The sequence below is a fragment of the Pseudomonas sp. BC42 genome, from assembly GCF_021560055.1.
Lineage (GTDB): Bacteria > Pseudomonadota > Gammaproteobacteria > Pseudomonadales > Pseudomonadaceae > Aquipseudomonas.
The window spans coordinates 330,582-350,525 of sequence record NZ_CP091067.1 but is presented as its reverse complement, the minus strand read 5'-3'; the positions used below and the strand labels follow the sequence as shown (position 1 = coordinate 350,525).

Here is a 19,944-nt window from a genome sequence, read left to right as displayed (position 1 = left end):
TCAGGCAAACACCTGGAGGCTGCGCGGCGGCAAGGCGACCCAGATGTCCCGGGCGCCCAGGCGCGGCATGGCTTCCGGGGCCAGTTCCGCCAGCAGTGCATGCCCCGGCAGCTGATCGAGTTCAAAACTCATGCGGCAGCGGTTGCCGAGGAAGGTGATCTCGCGGACCTTGGCCGGGAACAGGTTTTCCTCATGCACTGGCGGGTTCACGCTGATCGCTTCCGGACGGCAGAACAGCCGGCCCGAAGCGGCCTTGGCCGAGTCGTCGGCCAAGCGCACATTCATTCCGCCGACCTGGGCATGGCTGTCGCTGTTGCGGCTGAAGGGCAGCCAGTTGCCCTGGCCAACGAACTCGGCGACGAAGGGCGTGGCCGGACGATCGTAGATTTCCTGGGGCGTGGCGTACTGCTCGACCCTGCCGTTGTTCATCACGGCAATGCGGTCGGCCATCAGCATGGCCTCGTCCTGATTGTGGGTGACCATCAGGGTGGTGATGCCCAGGCGCCGTTGCAGTTGGCGCAGCTCGGTGCACAGGTGCTCGCGGACCCGGGCGTCCAGGGCCGACATCGGTTCGTCGAGCAACAGCAACGACGGTGCCGGTGCCAGGGCGCGGGCCAGGGCCACGCGCTGCTGCTGGCCGCCGGACAGCTGGCCGGGGTACTTCTTCTCGCTGCCGCTCAGGCCCACCAGTTCCAGCATTTGCGCCACGCGCTTGCGCACTTCCTCACGGCCGCTACCGGCCAGGCCGTAGGCGATGTTGGCTTCTACCGTGAGATTGGGAAACAGCGCGTAGGACTGGAACAGGATGCCGTAGTCCCGGGCTTGCGGCGCCAGCAGCGAAACGTCCCGATCCCCCAGGCACAACTCGCCCTGGTCCTGGCGCTCCAGGCCGGCGATGCAACGCAGCAGCGTGGTCTTGCCACAGCCGGACGGGCCCAGCAGGCACACCAGCTCGCCGGCGGCGACGTCCAGGGACACGTTGTCCAATGCGGTGAAGGCGCCAAAGCGCTTCTGGACGCCGCGCACCTTCATCGGCGCGCCGGGGTTGCTCAGGGCAGTTGCAGTGGAGTGGTTCATGGATGGACCTCATCAAGCAGATGGGGCCAATCCTAGAGTTGTAATGCGTCGGTCATATGGCAGTAAGGCAAAAACGACCGATAGTGGTATTCGGGGATTTTGGTTCAACCTGCCAGTCATGTGCTGGCTGATCTGACGCCTTCGCGAGCAAGCGCGCTCCTACGTTGAAATGCACTCTCCCCTGTAGGAGCGAGCTTGCTCGCGAAGCCATCGGCATGGCCGATGCAGATCCTTCAGGCGGGAGCCATCTCCTGCGCCAATCCGAGAAACGCCGCGGGCAGGCGCGCGTTCTTGCGCTCCTTGAGGCAGTACAGGTATTCGACGATCGGCGGCGCATGCTCGATGGTCAGCACCCGCAGCTGCGGGTCGTGGGGCACTTCCTGGCGGGCAATGATGCTGATGCCGATGTTGCGCAGCACCGCCTCGCGGATCGATTCGCGACTGCCGATTTCCAGCAGCGGGCCACCGCTGACGTTGGCGTCCTTGAGCAGGGCTTCGGTGAGGCTGCGGGTGGTGGAACCCGGCTCGCGCATCAGCAGGGTATGCCCGGCCAGGGCATTGAGGGGCACGTGCTCCAGCGCCGCCAGGGGATGGTCGCGGTGCACCGCCAGCACCAGCGGGTCGCTGCCCAGCACCCGACGGATCAGGCGCGAATCCTCCAGCAACTGTGACGAGGCCGCCACGTCCACCCGGTAGTCCTCCAGGGCTTCGAGGACTTGCTGGGAATTGCCGATCTCCACCGACACGTCCACCTGGGGCAGGCGCTGGCGGAAGGTTTTCACCAGATCGAGGATGTAGTACGGCGCCGTGGCGGCAATCCGCAAGGTGCCCTGTACCTGGCCGCTGTTACGCAGGAAGAACTCGATGTCGGCTTCTTTCTGCAACAGCTCCTTGACCATCGGCAGCAGGCGCGCGCCCTCGTCGCTCAGGCTCAGGCGCCGACCGCCGCGGTAGAACAGCTCCACCGAGTACTGGCTTTCCAGGTTGCGGATCTGCGTGGTCACGGTCGGCTGACTGAGGCCAAGCTTCTTCGCCGCCAGGGTGATGCTGCCCAGGCGGGCGACCATGTAAAAGGCCTTCAGCTCCGCGCTCAGCATGGCGGCTTGTCGCAGCAGCACGCTTGCAGCGCCAAGCCACACGCTGGAGCGGGTGGGTATGGGTTCATCACTCTGCTTCTCACCTCAGTTGCTTGTTGCTTGCCGCTTGCCGCTTGCCGCTTGCCGCTTGCCGCTACAGTGTCCTATTTGCGCAGCAGGCGCAGACCGTTGAACACCACCAGCAGGCTGACGCCCATGTCGGCAAACACCGCCATCCACATGGTGGCGAGCCCGGCAAAGGTTACCCCAAGAAAGATCGCCTTGATGACCAGGGCCAGGGCGATATTTTGCTTGAGCACCCGCGAGGTCTGGCGCGACAGGCGGATGAATGCCGGGATCTTGCGCAGATCATCGTCCATCAGGGCGACATCCGCGGTTTCAATCGCGGTGTCGGTGCCGGCCGCGGCCATGGCGAAGCCGATCTCGGCCCGGGCCAGGGCCGGGGCGTCGTTGATGCCGTCGCCGACCATGCCGACCCGGTGGCCCTGGGCGTACAGGTCTTCGATGGCTTGCAGCTTGTCGCTGGGCAGCAGGTCGCCCCGGGCCTGGTCGATACCGACCTGGGCGGCGATGGCCTGTGCAGTGTGCGGGTTGTCGCCGGTGAGCATCAGGGTCTTGATCCCCAGCTCGTGCAACTGCCGGATGGCTTCGCGACTGGATTCCTTGACCGTGTCGGCCACCGCGAACAGCGCCAGCGGCCCGTTGCTGTCCAGCAACAGGACCACGGTCTTGCCCTGCTGCTCCAGGGCGAAGAGTTTTTCTTCCAGGGCCGGCGAGCACAGGCCCAGCTCTTCCACCAGGCGGTGGTTGCCCAGGTGATAGAGCTGGCCGTTGATTTCACCGCGGACTCCGCGCCCGGCCAGGGCTGCGAAGTTATCCACAGGGTGCATGGCCAGCTGTTTATCCACAGCCGCGCGAGCAATGGCCAGGGACACCGGGTGGTCGGAACGCCCCGCCAGGCTCGCGGCCAGGGCCGGAGCCGTGTCCTGGGCCAGTGGGTCCAGGGCCAGGAAATCGGTCTGCACCGGCTTGCCGTGGGTGATGGTGCCGGTCTTGTCCAGGGCCAGGTAGTCGAGCTTGTAGCCACCCTCCAGGTAGACCCCGCCCTTGACCAGGATGCCCTTGCGCGCCGCCGCCGCCAGGCCGCTGACGATGCTCACCGGAGTGGAGATCACCAGGGCACAGGGGCAGGCCACCACCAGCAGCACCAGGGCGCGGTAGATCCAGTCGAACCAGGCGCCGGCCATGAACAGCGGTGGAATCAGCGCCACGGCCAGGGCGAAGGCGAATACCGCCGGGGTGTAGACCTTCGAGAAGGTATCGACGAAGCGCTGGGTCGGGGCCCGCGCGCCCTGGGCCTGTTCCACGGCATGGATGATCCGCGCCAGGGTCGAGTTGTTGGCGGCGGCGCTCACCCGGTATTCCAGGGAGCCGGCCTGGTTGATGGTGCCGGCGAACACCTTGTCGCCCACGGTCTTTTCCACCGGCAGGCTTTCCCCGGTGATCGGCGCCTGATCGATGGTGGAACTGCCGGACACCACCTCGCCGTCCAGACCGACGCGCTCGCCGGGACGGACCCGTACCAATGCCCCCAGTTCGACGCTTTTCGCCTCCACTTCGCGCCAACTGCCGTCGGCCTGCTGCACCGTGACCTGTTCCGGGGTCATCTGCATCAGGCCGCTGATGGCGTTGCGCGCCCGATCCAGGGAGCGCGCCTCGATCAACTCGGCCACGGTGAACAGGAACATCACCATCGCCGCTTCCGGCCACTGGCCGATCAGCACCGCGCCGGTCACCGCGATGCTCATCAGCGCATTGATGTTGAGGTTGCGGTTCTTCAGGGCGATCCAGCCCTTCTTGTAGGTGCCCAGGCCGCCGCTGAGGATCGACACCAGGGCCATCAACGCCACCACCCAATCGGGGGCGGCCTGGGTGAAATGAATGACTTCGGCGGCCAGCGCACCGATCCCGGACAGCGCCAGCGGCCACCAGGCTTTCTTCACCGGCGCGGCGGCAGGCGCGGCTGCGGCGCCCTCCTGCTGCAGGGGCTCGGCGTGCATGCCCAGGGATTTGACCGCCTCGATGATCGGCGCGGTGCTCGGCAGGTCGTGGGTCACCCCCAGCACACGGTTCATCAGGTTGAATTCCAGGGCCTGGACCCCGGCCAGCTTGCCCAGCTTGTTCTGGATCAGGGTCTGCTCGGTGGGGCAGTCCATGGCTTCGATGCGAAAGCTGCTCAAGCGTGCGCCGGCGGTCGGGGTTTCGCTCAGGGTGACCCTGGACGGCGAAGGGACGGCGGCACCGCAGCAGGAAGCGCCATGGGCGGCGTGGTCGTGGGCCTTGACCGGCTGCAGCTTGCCCGTCGGGGCGTGGGCATGGCTGTGATCGTGATCGTGTTCAGCATGGGTGTGCTGGGCGTCGGGCTTGCGCGGGTTGTGAATGGAGTCGCTCATAAGGGGTCGCGTCCGAATAGAGGTGCTTATTGCCAAGTGAACACCCTGTAGCCACTATAGGGTCAAGCACCCATTCGGAGACGACGGCAATGAAGATTGGCGAACTGGCGAAACTCACCGACTGTCAGGTCGAAACCATCCGTTACTACGAGCGCGAAGGACTGCTGCCGGAACCGGCCCGCAGCGAAGGCAACTACCGCCTCTACACCCAGGCCCACACCGAGCGCCTGACCTTTATCCGCAATTGCCGCAGCCTGGACATGACCCTCGAGGAAATCCGCAGCCTGCTCAACCTGCGCGACAGTCCCCAGGACCAGTGCGCCAGCGTCAACGCCCTGATCGACGAGCATATCCATCACGTCAAGGCGCGCATCGACGGTTTGCTGGCCCTGCAGGAACAACTGCTGGACCTGCGCCAGCGCTGCAGCGAAGGCCCGGACCTGGAGCACTGTGGCATCCTCCAGCGCCTGGAAGTCAGCGGCTCGGTGACCCCCAATGAAGCCGAACCCTCACATGTCGGCCGCAGCCACGGCCACTGAACCCCGGGCGCGGCCTCAGGCGCCGCGCCACAGGCTGCCGATCAACCGCAGATAAACCCCTTCGAGCATCGTCAGCAGCCGCTGGTCAAGCTGCCGCCAGGCCAGGGCCTGGCGCACCAGCCAGGCGCTGAACAGCCCCACCAGGCACCCGCCGAGAATATCGAAGGGGAAATGCACCCCGAGGTAGACCCGGGCCCAGCCCACCAGCAGCGCCAGGCCCAGCATCACCAGCCCGGTCTTGCGCAGGGGCGCGAGAATCAGCGCGAACGCCATGGCGAACATGCCGCTGGCATGATCACTGGGGAAGGACGCGCCGGGCGCGTGGGCAAGGAAGTTCTGCCCCAGGCCGATCATGAACGGCCGTGGATGGAACCACAGCTCACGGATCAGCACATTGCTGGCCAGGGCCAGCACGATGCCAAGGGTCGCAAGCAGCACGATCATGCGCTGGCGGCGCTCACCGAAAACCCAAAGCACCGCCAGCAGCAACGGCACGCTGAGCACCAGCCATTGCGCGAGGAAAACCGCCAGTGTACGCATCGGCATTGATGCCCCGGCACTGGCGTTGATGGCCAGGAACAGGCTTTGATTGAGTTCTTCCATTCGCGGCTCACGTTGAAGTTCACAAGGGCGACGCCCTGTGTCTGGCGGGGTCACTCTTCAGAGCGTAGCTGGCCGCCAGGCACAGTCAGGCCCGGAACGATTCCGGACACAGGTCGATAAAGACAACAGGTTCAATCGACAGGGGCCACGCGGTGTCAGCCGCGCGGCCCCTGGCACAGCAGACGGAGGCTTATACGGCCATCGGCGCGGTCATCGGCGCGTGGTGCTCGTAGCCTTCCAGGGAGAAGTCGCTCGGTTCGATCAGCTCCAGCCACTCCGGCTGGTAGACGCCGGTCTTGGCGAACTCCGGCACGCGCTCGGAAATCACCAGCTTGGGCATCGGGAACGGCTCGCGCTTGAGCTGTTCGTTGAGCATGTCCAGGTGGTTTTCGTAGACATGGGCATCACCGATGAAATAGGTGAACCAGCGTGGCGTGTAGCCGGTCAGGCGGCCGATCAGGCTCAGCAGCGCCGCGCCCTCGGTGAGGTTGAACGGCGTCCCCAGCCCCAGGTCGTTGGAGCGGATGTAGAGGGTCAGGGAGATTTCCCGGGTCTCGACATTGGGGTGGAACTGATACAGCAGGTGGCACGGCGGCAGGGCCATTTCATCCAGCTGGGCGCAGTTCCAGCCGTGGAACAGGATCCGCCGGCTGCCCGGGTCATTGATGATGGTGTCGACGCACTGGCGCACCTGGTCGATGGCCTTGTACAGCACCACGTAGCCCTGGCCGTCTTCTTCGCCGGCGGCGATCTGCCGGTAGCCCTGGCTCAACGCCAGGTCGATGGCCGCCTGGTTGCTGGTCTTGATCTGCTTGTAGGCCGGCCATTTGCGCCATTGTACGCCGTAGATCTCGCCCAGGTCGTCGTCGCCCTGGCGAAACGGGTTGGCCAGCCACTGGGCGTTTTCGTTGGCGTTCTGGTCCCAGACCTTGCAGCCCAGGGCGCGGAACTCGGCGGCGTTGTTCACCCCACGCAGGAAGCCGACCATTTCGCCGATTGCCGACTTGAAGGCCATCTTGCGGGTGGTGATGGCCGGGAAACCTTCCTTGAGGTCGTAGCGCAGCATCGCCCCGGGAAAGCTGATGGTGTTCACACCGGTGCGGTTGGCCTGCTTGGTGCCGTTGTTGATGACGTGGGCCACCAGATCAAGATATTGCTTCATGAATTACCTGCATCCTTGAACCCGGGGCACGCCCCGGGGTTCGAATTTATTGCGCCGCGCTCTGGGCCGGAGCGCGATGATAAGCCAGCCAGATCAGCCCCAGGCCGCCGAGAATCATCGGCACACACAGAACCTGACCCATGGTCAGCCAGTTCCATGCCAGGTAGCCCAGCTGCGCGTCCGGCACCCGGACGAACTCAACGATGAAACGGAAGATCCCGTAGAACAGCGCGAACATACCGGAAACCGCCATGGTCGGCCGCGGTTTGCGCGAGAACAGCCAGAGAATCAGGAACAGCGCCACACCTTCCAGGGCGAACTGATACAGCTGCGACGGGTGACGCGGCAACTGCGCCGGATCGCTGAACGGCGGGAAGATCATCGCCCAGGGCACATCGGTGGGTTTGCCCCACAACTCGGCGTTGATGAAGTTGCCGATCCGCCCGGCACCCAGGCCGATCGGTACCATCGGCGCGACGAAGTCCATCAGCTCGAAGAAGCTCTTGTTGTTGCGCTTGCCGAACCACCAGGCCGCCAGCATCACCCCGATGAAACCGCCATGGAACGACATGCCGCCCTTCCACACTTCGAAGATCAGGGTCGGGTTGGCCAGGTAGGCGCTCAGGTCGTAGAACAGCACGTAACCCAGACGGCCGCCGACGATCACCCCCATGGACATCCAGAACACCATGTCCGAGAGCTTCTCCTTGCTCCAGGTCGGATCGAAACGGTTCAGCCGGCGCGAGGCCAGCAGCCAGGCACCGCCGATGCCGATCAGGTACATCAGGCCGTACCAGTGGATTTTCAGCGGGCCGATGGCCAGGGCCACCGGATCAATCTGCGGGTAAGGCAGCATTGCGACTCCTCGTCAGGGTTAGAACTCAAAGATTCCCGGGCAAACTGCCAGACCGGGATTAAGCCAGGATTGCGTCGTCACTCAGAACAGGAAGCTGATGCCCACGCAAAACAGTAGCGCGGCGAACATCCGCTTCAACAGGCGCGGCGACAACCTGTGGGCCAGGCGCGCGCCGATACGGGCGAACACCATACTGGTCAGGGCAATGCCCAACAGCGCCGGCAAATACACGAAGCCGAGACTATGAGCCGGAAGCAGCGGATCATGCCAGCCCAGAATCATGAAACTTAAGGCACTGGCAAGGGCGATGGGCAGGCCACAGGCCGAAGAGGTGGCCACCGCCTGTTGCATCGGCACGCTGCGCCAGGTGAGAAACGGCACGGTCAGCGAGCCACCACCGATGCCAAAGATCGCCGAGGCCCAACCGATCACCCCACCGGCCGCGGCCAGGCCCAATTTGCCGGGCACCTGGCGACTGGCCTTGGGCTTGAGTTCCAGGGTCATCTGCAGGGCCACCAGCAGGGCAAAGACGCCGATGATCTTCTGCAGATGCGGGCCGGAAATGGCTTCCGCCGTCAGCGCACCGAAGCCGGCCCCCAGCAGGATGCCTGCGGCCATCCAGGCAAAGATCGGCCAACGCACCGCGCCGCGCCGATGGTGCTCACGAACCGCGTTGACCGAGGTGAAGATGATGCTGGCCAGGGAGGTGCCGACCGCCAGATGGGTCAGTACCGAGGCATCGAAGCCTTGCAGGGTAAAACTGAACACCAGCACCGGGACGATGATGATCCCGCCGCCCACGCCGAACAGCCCGGCCAGCACGCCTGCACAGGCGCCCAACAGCAGATAGAGCAGAAATTCCATGGGAGCATCCGAAAATGAGAGCGGCATGGTAACGGATGCGCCGCCCCGGACTCCACTGGATGGCGATGGATACCCCGGGGTTGTGTGCGTAGAGTGAGCAAAAACACCCAGGGGGCCACCTCAATGTGCTTGATCGTTTTCGCCTGGAGGCCGGGCCACGCCCAGCCACTGATCGTCGCGGCCAACCGTGACGAGTTCTACGCTCGCCCCAGCCTGCCCCTGGGGCAATGGCCCGAGTCGCCGCAGATCCACGCCGGACGTGACCTGGAGGCAGGCGGCACCTGGCTTGGGGTTGGTGCCGACGGGCGATTTGCCGCCCTGACCAACATCCGCAACCCGCACCAACCGCCCGCGCGGCGCTCCCGGGGCGAACTGGTGGCGCGCTTTCTCGCCGGAGGCATGCCCCTGGAAGATTACTTGCGCGATGTAGTCGGCCGTTCGGTGGAGTACGCCGGCTTCAACCTGCTACTGGGCACCGGCGATCAGTTGTGGCACTACAACGCCCAGGACCTGGAGCCCCAATTGCTCCAGCCCGGCGTCTACGGCCTGTCCAATGCCGGGCTCAACACGCCCTGGCCAAAACTGCTCAAGGCCAGAGCGGCGCTGCAAGAAGTGATGGATGACCCCAAGCCCCAGGCGCTGCTGGCGCTCTTGAGCGATCCGCAGACTGCACCCTTCGCCGAGTTGCCGGACACCGGGGTGGGGCTGGCCACGGAAAGCCTGCTGTCCAGCGTATTCATCGCCAGCCCCAGCTACGGCACACGGGCCAGCACCGCGCTGATCGTCAACGCCGACGGCTCGCGGCATCTGGTCGAACGCAGCTTTGGCCCTTATGGCGGGCATCTGGGGGAGGTCGAGCTGAAGCTCTGAAGCGTTCGCCGGCAAGAAGGCTCCTGCAGGAACCGACTTGCCGGCGAAGAAAACGCCGCGATTACAAGGTCTTGCTCGAAGCCGGATTGATCATCCGCGCCAACCCGAGCTTCTTCAGGGCCAGTTGCAGCGAGCTGTGGATAACTTGCGGGTTGTCGATGGTCATCATCTCGTCCAGCAGTTCCTTGGCCTTGCTCAGGCTGATCTGGCGCAGCATCCACTTCACTTTCGGCAGGTTGGTGGCGTTCATCGACAGGCTGTCAAAGCCCATGGCCATCAGCAGCACCGCGGCCGCCGGATCGCCGGCCATCTCGCCGCAGATGCTCACCGGCTTGCCTTCGGCATGGGCATCGCGCACCACGTTCTGCAGGGCTTGCAGCACTGCCGGGTGCAGGTAGTCGTAGAGATCGGCGACCCGCGGGTTGTTGCGGTCCACCGCCAGCAGGTACTGGGTCAGGTCGTTGGAGCCCACCGAGAGGAAGTCCACCTGGCGCGCCAGTTCCCGGGTCTGATACACCGCCGCCGGAATCTCGATCATCACCCCCACCGGCGGCATGGGCACGTCGGTGCCTTCGTCACGCACTTCGCCCCAGGCCCGGTGAATCAGGTGCAGGGCCTCCTCCAGCTCGTGGATGCCGGAAATCATCGGCAGCAGGATGCGCAGGTTGTTCAGGCCCTCGCTGGCCTTGAGCATGGCCCGGGCCTGCACCAGGAAGATTTCCGGGTGGTCGAGGGTCACGCGGATGCCGCGCCAACCAAGGAAGGGGTTGTCTTCCTTGATCGGGAAATACGACAGCGACTTGTCGCCGCCGATGTCCAGGCTGCGCATGGTCACCGGTTGCGGATGGAATGCCGCCAGTTGCTCGCGATAGATCGCCAGCTGCTCTTTTTCACTGGGGAAGCGCTGGTTGATCATGAACGGCACTTCGGTGCGGTACAGGCCAACACCCTCGGCCCCGCGCTTCTGCGCGCGGGCCACGTCGGCCAGCAGACCGGTGTTGACCCACAACGGCATGCGGTGCCCATCCGGCGTCACGCACGGCAGATCGCGCAAGGCGTCCAGGCCCTGGGCCAGTTGTCGCTCTTCTTCGACCACATCGGCGAACTGCTTGCGCAGCACTTCGCTGGGGTTGGTGTAGACCTCGCCGTGGTAGCCGTCGACGATCATCTGGATGCCGTCGACCTTGGAATACGGCAGGTCCACCAGGCCCATCACCGTGGGAATACCCATGGCCCGGGCCAGGATCGCCACGTGGGAGTTGCCCGAACCCAGCACCGACACCAGCCCCACCAGCTTGCCTTCGGGCACTTCGCCGAGCATGGCCGGGGTCAGTTCTTCGCTGACCAGGATGGTGTTGTCGGGGTAGACCAGGGTCTGCTGGCGTTCTTCCTGCAAGTAGGCCAGGAGCCGGCGCCCCAGGTCCTTGACGTCCGAGGCGCGCTCGCGCAGGTAGGCGTCGTCCATCAATTCGAAACGGTTGACGTGATCGGTGACCACCTGGCGCAAGGCGCCCTGGGCCCATTGCCCGGTCTTGATCACGGTCTTCACTTCGCTGCCCAGGGAAGCGTCGTCGAGCATCATCAGATAGACGTCGAACAGCGCGCGCTCTTCCGGGCGCAACTGGGTGGCGAGTTTTTCCGACAGCGCGCGCATATCGGCGCGCACCCCTTCCAGCGCGGTCTTGAACAGCGCCAGCTCGGCATCGATGTCGGTGATGTATTTGTCCGGCACCACGTCCAGGTCGGCTGGCGGCAGCATCACCACCGCGCTGCCCACCGCGGCACCAGGGGAACCGGGCACGCCGACGAACTTGGCTTCCTGAATACCCTTGCCCTGGCGACCCAGGCCGCGGATCGAACCGGTGGCCTCGGCATGGGCAATTACCCCGGCCAACTGAGCGCTCATGGTCACCAGGAAGGCTTCTTCGCCCTCGTCGAACTGGCGACGCTCCTTCTGCTGGATGACCAGCACCCCGACCACCCGACGGTGGTGGATGATCGGAGCCCCCAGGAACGAGGCATAACGCTCTTCACCGGTCTCGGCGAAGTAGCGATAGCGCGGGTGATCGGCGGCGTTTTCCAGGTTGAGGGGTTCTTCCCGGGTGCCCACTAGGCCTACCAGGCCTTCGTTGGGTGCCATGCTGACCTTGCCGATGGAGCGCTTGTTCAAGCCCTCGGTGGCCATCAGCACGAAACGGTTGGTTTCCGGGTCCAGCAGGTAGACCGAGCAGACCTGGCTGCCCATGGCCTCTTTGACGCGCAATACAATAATCCCCAACGCCGCCTTGAGATCCTTGGCGGAGTTAACTTCCTGGACGATCTTGCGCAGCGTATTGAGCATGGCTCGGGGTCGAACTCCGTCGTCAGTCGCGCACTAAAAGGCGCGGGGCAAGCTCTTTGAGAGCGCGGCGATACACTTCGCGCTTGAATGTCACCACCTGGCCCAACGGATACCAATAACTGACCCAGCGCCAGCCATCGAATTCCGGTTTACCGGTCAAATCCATCCGCACCCGCTGCTCGTTGGAGATCAGGCGCAGGAGAAACCATTTCTGTTTCTGGCCGATGCACAGCGGCTGGCTGTGCGTTCGGACCAGACGCTGCGGCAAACGATAGCGCAACCAGCCCCGGGTGCAGGCGAGAATTTGCACATCTTCGCGCTCCAGCCCCACTTCTTCGTTCAACTCGCGATACAAGGCGTCTTCCGGCGTCTCGTCGGGGTTGATCCCGCCTTGAGGAAACTGCCAGGCATCTTGATTGATACGGCGAGCCCATAGCACCTGTCCGGCATCATTGGTCAGAATGATCCCGACATTGGGGCGGAAACCATCGGGGTCGATCACGGCTACAACCTCGCAAACGCATGTCGCCGCATTGTTCCACAAAGCTTGGGAATGCAGCAACGAGGCTGCTTAGCTTATGTGCACTCTTGTGAAAAGACCGTATTCTGGGCACCTTTTTCCGCGACTTTTCAGTGAGTAACTGCAATGCGCCTGGCTTTATTCGACTTGGACAACACGCTTCTTGGCGGCGACAGCGACCACGCCTGGGGCGACTACCTGTGCGAGCGGGGCTTCCTCGACGCCGTCGCCTACAAGACCCGCAACGACGAGTTCTACCAGGACTACCTGGCCGGCCAACTCGACAACGCCGCGTACCTGAACTTCTGCCTGGAAATCCTCGGCCGCACCGAAATGGCCGTGCTCGAACAATGGCATCGCGACTACATGCGCGACTGCATCGAGCCCATCCTCCTGCCCAAGGCCCAGGCGCTGCTGGATCAGCACCGCGAGGCCGGCGACAAGCTGGTGATCATCACCGCCACCAATCGCTTCATCACCGCACCGATCGCCGAGCGCCTGGGGGTCGAACACCTGATCGCCACCGAATGCGAGATGCATGAGGGCCGCTACACCGGGCGCAGCACCGACGTGCCCTGTTTCCGCGAAGGCAAGGTAATCCGCCTCAAGCGCTGGCTGGAAGAAACCGGCCACGACCTGGAAGACAGCTACTTCTACAGCGACTCGATGAATGACCTGCCGCTGCTGGAACAAGTCAGCAACCCGGTGGCCGTCGATCCCGACCCGAACCTGCGGGCCGAAGCCGAGAAACGCGGATGGCAGGTCATCAGCCTGCGCGATTGACCAACTCGTCGGCGAGCCGGCTGCATTCGCCGGCTTGCCAGCGACAGGCCCTACACCGGCTTGGCCACCATCAGGTAGAAAATCACCATGAAGGCCAGAAACGCCGGCCAGCCCAGGGCGAACCACCAGCGCATATAAAGGTTGGCCCGGATCGGCATCGGCACCCCGTCATGCAATGCCTGCTCGGCCATCTTGTGCACCCGGATCTGCAACCAGACCACCGGCAGCCAGCACAGCCCGGCCACCCCATAAAGCCCCAGGCTCCACAGCAGCCACGCCTGCTGGATCGGCCAGCCCGCCAGGTGCACCAGTCCCAGGCCGCTCAACGGCTGGAACACCGCCGTGGTGGCGGTAAAGGCCCAATCGGCGAACACCAGGTGCTTGAAGGTCACGGCAATCACTTCCACCCGGCCGCTGCGCCAGGCCCGCAAGGCGTAATAGGCCGAGCCGGCACCGAGGCCGAAAAGCACGGTCGAGGACAGGATATGCAGGGTTTTCAACAGCAGATAAGCGCTCATCGACGGGGTTCGGTCCACAACAGCCAGAGAGTCGCCACCATCAGCACCAGGTTCTTGGCCACGGCGGCATAAGGGTCAAACCAGAAATGCGGCAGGATCAGGCTGATGATCAGGGTGTAGCCGAGCATCAGCCCCAACTGTGCCTGCAAGGCCCGACGGCGCCAGCGTCGCAGCAGCAGGCCGACACCCAGCACGGCGTCGCAGAGCGAGCCCGCGATCACCGCCAGCGCCGCCCAGACGCCCTGTACGCCGGCCTCGGCCATGATCCGCAGGCCCCAATCGTAGCCCGGGCCGATGCACACCAGCGCCGTGCCCAGCCAGATCAACACCATCACCGCAAGCAGCAACGGCCGCAGGGCCAGTTGGGTGCTTTGCGCCGCCTGCGGCCAGGCCTGCAGGCGGGCCGCCAGGGGCGCCGCGTGATAACCGCAGACCGAAGCCAGCACCTCCGGATCGGCCAGGTTGTCAGTGCGGGCCATGGCCAGGCTTTGTCGGTTCAAGGCGCGCCAGCCCAGGCGATCACCGGCGCCAGCCGCCAGCCTGAGCAGTATCGAAGGCAACTGGAAGTAACGGGCCGGGGCCCAGCCCTGGGCCGCCCGCAGGCGATCCAGCAACTGCGCCATGGTCAGGCGTTCCGGGCCGACCAGGGGCAGGACCATGGATTCCTGCGGCCATTGCCTGAGCAGCGCCAGCACCGCCGCGCTCAAGTCCTCGACATGCAGGGGCTGCATCTGCGCCTGGGTGGACAACAACCCCAGCAGCGGCCAGGGCGACATCTTCGCCAGCCAGCCGCTGCTGGCACCGCCGGCGCCAAGCACCAGCGACGGCCGCAGCACCACGGCCGCAATACCCGAACGCAGCAGGTAATCATCTGCCGCGGCCTTGCTGGCCAGAAATGGCACATGGGGCTGGGTGCCGGCACCCAATGCGGAAATCTGCAGCACCCGCACGCCACGGGCCTGCGCCAGGTCGAACAGGGCACGCGTGCCCAGGTCCTGGGTCAGGGTCAGCGCCCGGGCATCGGTGCTCAACAACCCGGCGGCATTGATCAGCACATCGGTATCGGCAGGCAGGACAAAGGGCTGGGGCTCATGCCCCAGGCGATCGAGGTCCAGTTGTCGCCATTCCACCCCCGGCAGGCCGCGCGGCTGTGGATAACGACTGGTGGCGATCAACTGATGACCGGCGGCGTGCAGAGCCGCCAGCAGATGGCGGCCGACAAACCCTGTGGCCCCCACCAGAACAACCTTCATGGCAATCCTTAAGGTTCACGCCGGGATCAGACCGGCTTGGCGCCCATCAGGCCGGCAATGGCGACAAAACACACCAGGCTGAACACCGCCAGCACCAGGGTGAAGGTCAGGCCGCTGGCGGCCTTGGCCCGCCGCAGGCGATTGAGTCGCACCATCAGCCACAGCCAGGCCAGGGCACCCAAGGTATAGAGCACGCTGGAGCCCAGGAGCCAGGCCTGGCCCAGCGGCCAGCCCACCCGATGCACCATCCACCAGCCACTGAACGGCAGGCTCAGCAGTCCGATGGCCAGCAGCAACCAGCCGAACAGCCCCGGACGCTGCAATACCCGGCTGTAAACCGTGGCATCGCCCTGGCGACGCAGGCGCCAGACCCAGATCGCCAGCCCCAGGGCGCTGCCCAACAGCAGCACCGTGGCCAGTACATGAAGCGTCTTCAGCGTGGTCAGTGTTTCCATGTTCTCGCTTCCTTAAGGCTCCGTTCCTCAGCGTAGTCGTTCAGCCCAGGAACAGCTGGTACGCCGGGTTGTCGCTTTCATCCCAGTACGGATAACCGATCTGCTCCAGGGCCGCCGGCACCAGGTGACGCTCCTCGGCCGGCACTTGCAGGCCGGCCACCACCCGGCCGTCCGCCGCGCCATGGTTGCGGTAGTGGAACATCGAAATGTTCCAGCGCCCGCCCAGCTTGTTGAGAAAGTTGAACAGCGCACCCGGACGCTCCGGGAACTCGAAGCGCAGCACCACTTCGTCGCTGACCTTCTCGGCATGGCCACCGACCATGTAGCGGATATGCAACTTGGCCAGTTCGTTGTCGGTCAGGTCGATCACCGGAAAGCCCTGCTCGGTCAGGCTGGCGATCAGGGCGCTGCGCGGATCGTTTTCCGGGTGGGTCTGCACCCCGACGAAAATGTGCGCTTCGCTGCCGGTGTTGTAGCGGTAGTTGAACTCGGTGATCTGGCGCTTGCCCACCGCCTCGCAGAACGCCTTGAAGCTGCCCGGCTTCTCGGGAATGGTCACGGCGATGATGGCTTCACGGCCCTCACCCAGCTCGGCGCGCTCGGCCACATGGCGCAGGCGGTCGAAGTTGACGTTGGCCCCGGAATCGATGGCCACCAGGGTCTGCCCGCTGATGCCCCGCTGCTCGACGTACTTCTTGATCCCGGCCACTCCCAGGGCCCCGGCAGGTTCGGTGATCGAGCGGGTATCGTCGTAGATATCCTTGATTGCGGCGCAGATCTCGTCGGTACTGACCGTGATCACTTCATCCACATAGTGCTTGCAGATATCGAAGGTGTGCTGGCCGATCTGCGCCACCGCCACGCCGTCGGCAAAGATCCCCACGGTCGGCAGCACCACACGCTCGCCCGCGGCCATGGCCGCCTGCAGGCAGTTGGAGTCGTCCGGCTCGACGCCGATCACCTTGATCTCCGGGCGCAGGTACTTCACATAGGCGGCGATGCCGGCAATCAGCCCGCCGCCACCGACCGGAACGAAGATCGCGTCCAGCGGTCCCGGGTGCTGGCGCAGAATCTCCATGGCCACCGTGCCCTGCCCGGCAATGGTGTGGGGATCATCGTAGGGGTGGATGTAGACGTAGCCCTTTTCATCCACCAGCTTCAGCGAATAGGCCAGCGCCTCGGGAAAGGTATCGCCGTGCAGCACCACTTTGCCGCCACGGGAGCGCACGCCTTCGACCTTGATCTCCGGGGTGGTCTTGGGCATCACGATGGTGGCCTTGACCCCCAGCACCTTGGCCGCCAGGGCCAGGCCCTGGGCGTGGTTGCCGGCCGACGCGGTGACCACGCCACGGGCGCGCTCGGCGTCGCTGAGCTGGGTCAGCTTGTTGTAGGCGCCACGGATCTTGAACGAGAACACCGGCTGCAAGTCTTCGCGCTTGAGCCAGATCTGATTGCCCAGCCGCTCGGAGAGCTGGCGGGCAGTCTGCAATGGGGTTTCTACGGCAACGTCATAAACGCGCGAGGTGAGGATCTTCTTGACGTACTGTTCGAGCATCGGAAAGCATCACTGAGCGGGTTGGGCAGGGCCAAGGAGTCTAACCCAGCGTTTGCCCGGGCGACCACACGAATACCGAGGTTTTAGCCGGCGCCCTCGCCACCCCTTCCCCACCATGCGAACGGCCCGTCCACCCCGGCCGATTAGCCAAACGGGCAATGACCTGATCTGCCGCGGCGCCTATAATGCCGGCCTTTGTGCCCCCCTTGCCCGCTTCGGAGCCCGCATGACCCAGGATCAACTCAAACAGGCTGTCGCCCAGGCCGCCGTCGACCTTATCCTCCCGAAACTCGATGACAAGAGCATCGTCGGGGTCGGCACCGGCTCCACCGCCAACTGCTTCATCGATGCCCTGGCCCTGCACAAGGGTGCCTTCGACGGCGCCGTGGCCAGCTCCGAAGCCACCGCCGCACGCCTCAAGGGCCACGGCATTCCGGTGTACGAACTCAATACCGTGAGCGATCTGGAGTTCTACATCGATGGCGCCGACGAAAGCGATGAGCACCTGAACCTGATCAAGGGTGGCGGCGCCGCCCTGACCCGGGAAAAGATCGTCGCCGCCGTGGCCAAGACCTTCATCTGCATCGCCGACGCCAGCAAGCTGGTGCCGGTGCTGGGCAACTTCCCGCTGCCGGTGGAAGTGATCCCGATGGCCCGCAGCCACGTGGCCCGTGAGCTGGTGAAACTGGGCGGCGACCCGGTGTACCGCGAAGGCGTGATCACCGACAACGGCAACATCATCCTCGACGTGCACAACATGCAGATCACCAACCCGGTGGAACTGGAAAGCCAGATCAACGCCATCGTCGGCGTGGTCACCAATGGCCTGTTCGCCGCACGCCCTGCCGATGTACTGCTGCTGGGCACCGCTGAAGGGGTGAAAACCCTCAAGGCCTGAGCCGGCCGGGCGTAGGAGCCAGCGGGCGGGTGAAGGCGCTCTTGAGCCGCTTCGCTGGCAAGCCCGCTCCTGCACCCGCCAGCGTCTATTGGGTCGATTTCTTGAAGACGTAGAACAGGTTCGGCTCGCTCACCAGGTACAGGCTGCCGGCGTCATCCATGGCGATTCCTTCGGCCTGGGGCACCGCCTTGCTCAAACCCTGGCGGCCCCGCCCCAGGGCCAGAGTGCTGAGCGGGCGCCCATCCACGTCCAGCTCCACCACCAACCGCGACTCGTCCGACAAGGCCAGCAGATGGCCGCTGCGCTCGTCGTATTGCAGGCTGGAGAGATCACGCACAAAGAGTCCGGCATCGCGCTTGGGGTTATTCAGCACGTGCACGCCGTAGGATTTTTCCGGATCGTGATGGGGAAAGCCCTGTACTTCATAGATCAGCATCGGGTCGCGCTCCTTGGCGACGAACAACCGCTGGCCCTTTGAATCGTAAGCCAGCCCTTCGAAGCCCTTGTTCCCTGAGAGGTGCACGCCGAGGGTGATCTGCTCGGCCTCTGCCGCATCCACCACGGTGGTTTCGTCATCCAGCTGGATCTTGATCAGCCGGTGCTGACGCTCGTCGCTGATCACGTAGGTATTGGCGCTGATGAACTCCACCGCCTCCGGATCGCCGAAGCCCACCAGGGCGATGCGCCGCAGGACCTGACCGTCCAGGGACAGCTCGACCAGCTCGGCATTCTTGTTGGTCACGGTAAACAGGCTATTGCGCAAGGGGTCGTAGGTCAGCGCCGAGACTTCATCCAAACCCTTGATCGGCTGCGCCTCCAGCACCGCCCGATAGTCGCCCAGCCCCAGCGATTCAGGGGCCGCCACCTGCCAGTAGGCTTGCCAGTCGAACCAGGCGCGCTGCCACAAGCGGTGGTTGTGGACAAACGCCGCCAGCAGCACGGCCATCAGGCCGAGAATCAGGTAGAGGGGTTGCAGACGGGTCAGGCGATACATGGTGGGCAGGCTCGAAATCAGGACAGGCGAATGAAATATCACAGCCGACTGAATTCAAGCTTAATGCGCGGGACGGCCCGGCTCGGGGGCCGAGCCCGGGATTCACTGCTTCTCGAAGCGGTAGAACAGATTGGGTTCGCTGACCATGTACAGGTTGCCGGCTTCATCCATGGCCACGCCTTCGGCCCGGGGAATGGTTTTCTTCAAGCCGTTGAAGCCACCGAGCAGGGCCATGAAGCTGACTTGCTCGCCCTGCTCGTCCAGCTCCAGCAGCAGGTGGGAGTCGGCGGACAGCACCAACACATGACCGGTACGCGGGTCGACGCCCAGGGCCGACAGGTTGCGCAGGTCGAGTTCGTCGCTGGCCAGCTTCTGCTTGTCGCCCTTGAGCACCTGACTGCCATCGCTGTTCCAGGTGAACAGCGCCGGAGGACGCTCCTCGCCCAGCAGCAGTTGCTGCTTGCGCGGGTTCCAGGCGATGGCTTCGAACGCCTTGTTCTGGTCTTTCGAAGGGCCCAGGTCGTATTGGGGGAAATCAGCGATGTTCAGCGCTTGGGTGTTGGCATCGACCTTGACGATCACCAGCGAGTGCTGACGCTCATCGACGATCGCCAGCAGGCCGTTTTCCAGGACCGCCACCCCTTCCGGATTGCTCCAACCCACCAGCGGCATTTTGCGCAGGACGTCGCCTTGCAGGGACAGCTCCACCAGGAACGGATTCTTGCCCATCACTGAAAACAGGGTTTTGGTTTGCGGATTGTAGGCAAGGTCGGAGGCTTCATCGCGCTCCATCCCCGGCAGGGCCTTGGCATCGATGACCGCCCGGTAGCTGGGCAGCCAGACGCTGGCGTCGCGCTCGGCGCTGCTGACAAAACCTTCCTGAACCCAAAGCGCGCCACGATCATCCCAGTGCATGACACTGGCAACGCCATAGCAGATCACGCCGGCCAGCAGCAGCCAAGAGTACCAGCGCATGCGCAAACGCAGGCGGTGGATGGGGTGAGGTTTGGGTAGGGAGTGGGCGTCCATCACACAGATTCCAGAAGCTCGGCCAATGGTAATAGCACACGAATTTCGGATCCGCGAACCATAAACATCGGAATTAT

Annotated in this window: 19 protein-coding genes; 4 read left to right on the top strand and 15 right to left on the bottom strand. The window is 64.4% G+C overall.

The genetic code is table 11. The annotated features are described in order from the left end of the window. From L1O02_RS01655 to L1O02_RS01645, 3 genes are all read right to left on the bottom strand, one after another. Complete coding sequence (locus L1O02_RS01655) at positions 1-1,077, bottom strand: putative 2-aminoethylphosphonate ABC transporter ATP-binding protein (RefSeq protein WP_108545051.1); 1,077 nt, start codon at positions 1,075-1,077, stop codon at positions 1-3. A 233-nt stretch (positions 1,078-1,310) separates the two neighbouring features. Beyond that, positions 1,311-2,174, bottom strand: a complete 864-nt coding sequence (locus tag L1O02_RS01650) for a LysR family transcriptional regulator (protein WP_235760230.1) — start codon at positions 2,172-2,174, stop codon at positions 1,311-1,313. A gap of 143 nt (positions 2,175-2,317) precedes the next feature. Further along, entirely contained in the window at positions 2,318-4,627 is a 2,310-nt protein-coding gene (locus tag L1O02_RS01645; protein ID WP_108545050.1) for a heavy metal translocating P-type ATPase, read from the bottom strand. Between the two features lie 89 nt (positions 4,628-4,716). Here L1O02_RS01645 and cadR point away from each other — a divergent pair, with 89 nt between their 5' ends. Next, positions 4,717-5,166, top strand: coding sequence for a Cd(II)/Pb(II)-responsive transcriptional regulator (gene cadR, locus L1O02_RS01640; protein ID WP_060844898.1), 450 nt, complete (start codon positions 4,717-4,719; stop codon positions 5,164-5,166). Between the two features lie 15 nt (positions 5,167-5,181). Here cadR and L1O02_RS01635 read toward each other — a convergent pair whose 3' ends face one another. The 4 genes from L1O02_RS01635 to L1O02_RS01620 form a co-directional block, all read right to left on the bottom strand. Further along, on the bottom strand, positions 5,182-5,769 hold the full coding sequence (locus L1O02_RS01635; RefSeq protein ID WP_060841583.1) for an undecaprenyl-diphosphatase: 588 nt from the start codon (positions 5,767-5,769) through the stop codon (positions 5,182-5,184). A gap of 190 nt (positions 5,770-5,959) precedes the next feature. Beyond that, complete coding sequence (locus tag L1O02_RS01630) at positions 5,960-6,931, bottom strand: thymidylate synthase (RefSeq protein WP_015637397.1); 972 nt, start codon at positions 6,929-6,931, stop codon at positions 5,960-5,962. Positions 6,932-6,977: 46 nt separating this feature from the next. Beyond that, positions 6,978-7,787 (bottom strand): prolipoprotein diacylglyceryl transferase, encoded by an 810-nt coding sequence (lgt, locus tag L1O02_RS01625; protein ID WP_016967543.1) that lies wholly within the window; start codon positions 7,785-7,787, stop codon positions 6,978-6,980. A gap of 81 nt (positions 7,788-7,868) precedes the next feature. Continuing rightward, the gene (locus tag L1O02_RS01620) at positions 7,869-8,651 is read right to left on the bottom strand and encodes a sulfite exporter TauE/SafE family protein (protein WP_060841584.1); all 783 of its coding nucleotides are present in this window, start codon (positions 8,649-8,651) and stop codon (positions 7,869-7,871) included. 123 nt (positions 8,652-8,774) lie between these two features. On the opposite strand from L1O02_RS01620, the gene L1O02_RS01615 reads away from it, so the two are divergent. Then, positions 8,775-9,521, top strand: a complete 747-nt coding sequence (locus L1O02_RS01615; protein ID WP_060841585.1) for an NRDE family protein — start codon at positions 8,775-8,777, stop codon at positions 9,519-9,521. A gap of 61 nt (positions 9,522-9,582) precedes the next feature. On the opposite strand, the gene ptsP is transcribed toward L1O02_RS01615, so the two are convergent. Both ptsP and L1O02_RS01605 read right to left on the bottom strand, forming a co-directional pair. After that, positions 9,583-11,862, bottom strand: coding sequence for a phosphoenolpyruvate--protein phosphotransferase (ptsP, locus tag L1O02_RS01610; protein ID WP_060841586.1), 2,280 nt, complete (start codon positions 11,860-11,862; stop codon positions 9,583-9,585). Positions 11,863-11,884: 22 nt separating this feature from the next. Continuing rightward, positions 11,885-12,364 carry an RNA pyrophosphohydrolase gene (locus L1O02_RS01605; protein ID WP_011064073.1) on the bottom strand — a complete coding sequence of 160 codons (480 nt, stop codon included), beginning with the start codon at positions 12,362-12,364 and terminating at the stop codon, positions 11,885-11,887. 144 nt (positions 12,365-12,508) lie between these two features. Between L1O02_RS01605 and L1O02_RS01600 the strand changes: the two genes are divergently transcribed. After that, positions 12,509-13,165 carry an HAD family hydrolase gene (locus L1O02_RS01600; protein ID WP_060841587.1) on the top strand — a complete coding sequence of 219 codons (657 nt, stop codon included), beginning with the start codon at positions 12,509-12,511 and terminating at the stop codon, positions 13,163-13,165. A 50-nt stretch (positions 13,166-13,215) separates the two neighbouring features. Here L1O02_RS01600 and L1O02_RS01595 read toward each other — a convergent pair whose 3' ends face one another. From L1O02_RS01595 to ilvA, 4 genes are read right to left on the bottom strand one after another with little or no spacing between them, the layout of a single operon-like run. Next, the gene (locus tag L1O02_RS01595; protein WP_108545049.1) at positions 13,216-13,683 is read right to left on the bottom strand and encodes a DUF2269 domain-containing protein; all 468 of its coding nucleotides are present in this window, start codon (positions 13,681-13,683) and stop codon (positions 13,216-13,218) included. Beyond that, complete coding sequence (locus tag L1O02_RS01590; protein ID WP_060841589.1) at positions 13,680-14,936, bottom strand: SDR family oxidoreductase; 1,257 nt, start codon at positions 14,934-14,936, stop codon at positions 13,680-13,682. Before L1O02_RS01590 ends, L1O02_RS01595 begins: the two co-directional genes overlap by 4 nt. Positions 14,937-14,962: 26 nt before the next feature. Continuing rightward, positions 14,963-15,391, bottom strand: coding sequence for a DUF2269 family protein (locus L1O02_RS01585; protein ID WP_060841590.1), 429 nt, complete (start codon positions 15,389-15,391; stop codon positions 14,963-14,965). Between the two features lie 40 nt (positions 15,392-15,431). Next, entirely contained in the window at positions 15,432-16,946 is a 1,515-nt protein-coding gene (gene ilvA / locus L1O02_RS01580; RefSeq protein WP_060841591.1) for a threonine ammonia-lyase, biosynthetic, read from the bottom strand. Positions 16,947-17,172: 226 nt separating this feature from the next. On the opposite strand from ilvA, the gene rpiA reads away from it, so the two are divergent. Further along, positions 17,173-17,844: a ribose-5-phosphate isomerase RpiA gene (rpiA, locus tag L1O02_RS01575; RefSeq protein ID WP_016963479.1), complete on the top strand. Its 672-nt coding sequence runs from the start codon at positions 17,173-17,175 to the stop codon at positions 17,842-17,844. Between the two features lie 85 nt (positions 17,845-17,929). Here rpiA and L1O02_RS01570 read toward each other — a convergent pair whose 3' ends face one another. Both L1O02_RS01570 and L1O02_RS01565 read right to left on the bottom strand, forming a co-directional pair. After that, the gene (locus L1O02_RS01570) at positions 17,930-18,838 is read right to left on the bottom strand and encodes an SdiA-regulated domain-containing protein (protein WP_060841592.1); all 909 of its coding nucleotides are present in this window, start codon (positions 18,836-18,838) and stop codon (positions 17,930-17,932) included. Positions 18,839-18,940: 102 nt separating this feature from the next. After that, on the bottom strand, positions 18,941-19,867 hold the full coding sequence (locus L1O02_RS01565; RefSeq protein ID WP_235759444.1) for an SdiA-regulated domain-containing protein: 927 nt from the start codon (positions 19,865-19,867) through the stop codon (positions 18,941-18,943). Positions 19,868-19,944 lie beyond the last annotated feature (77 nt).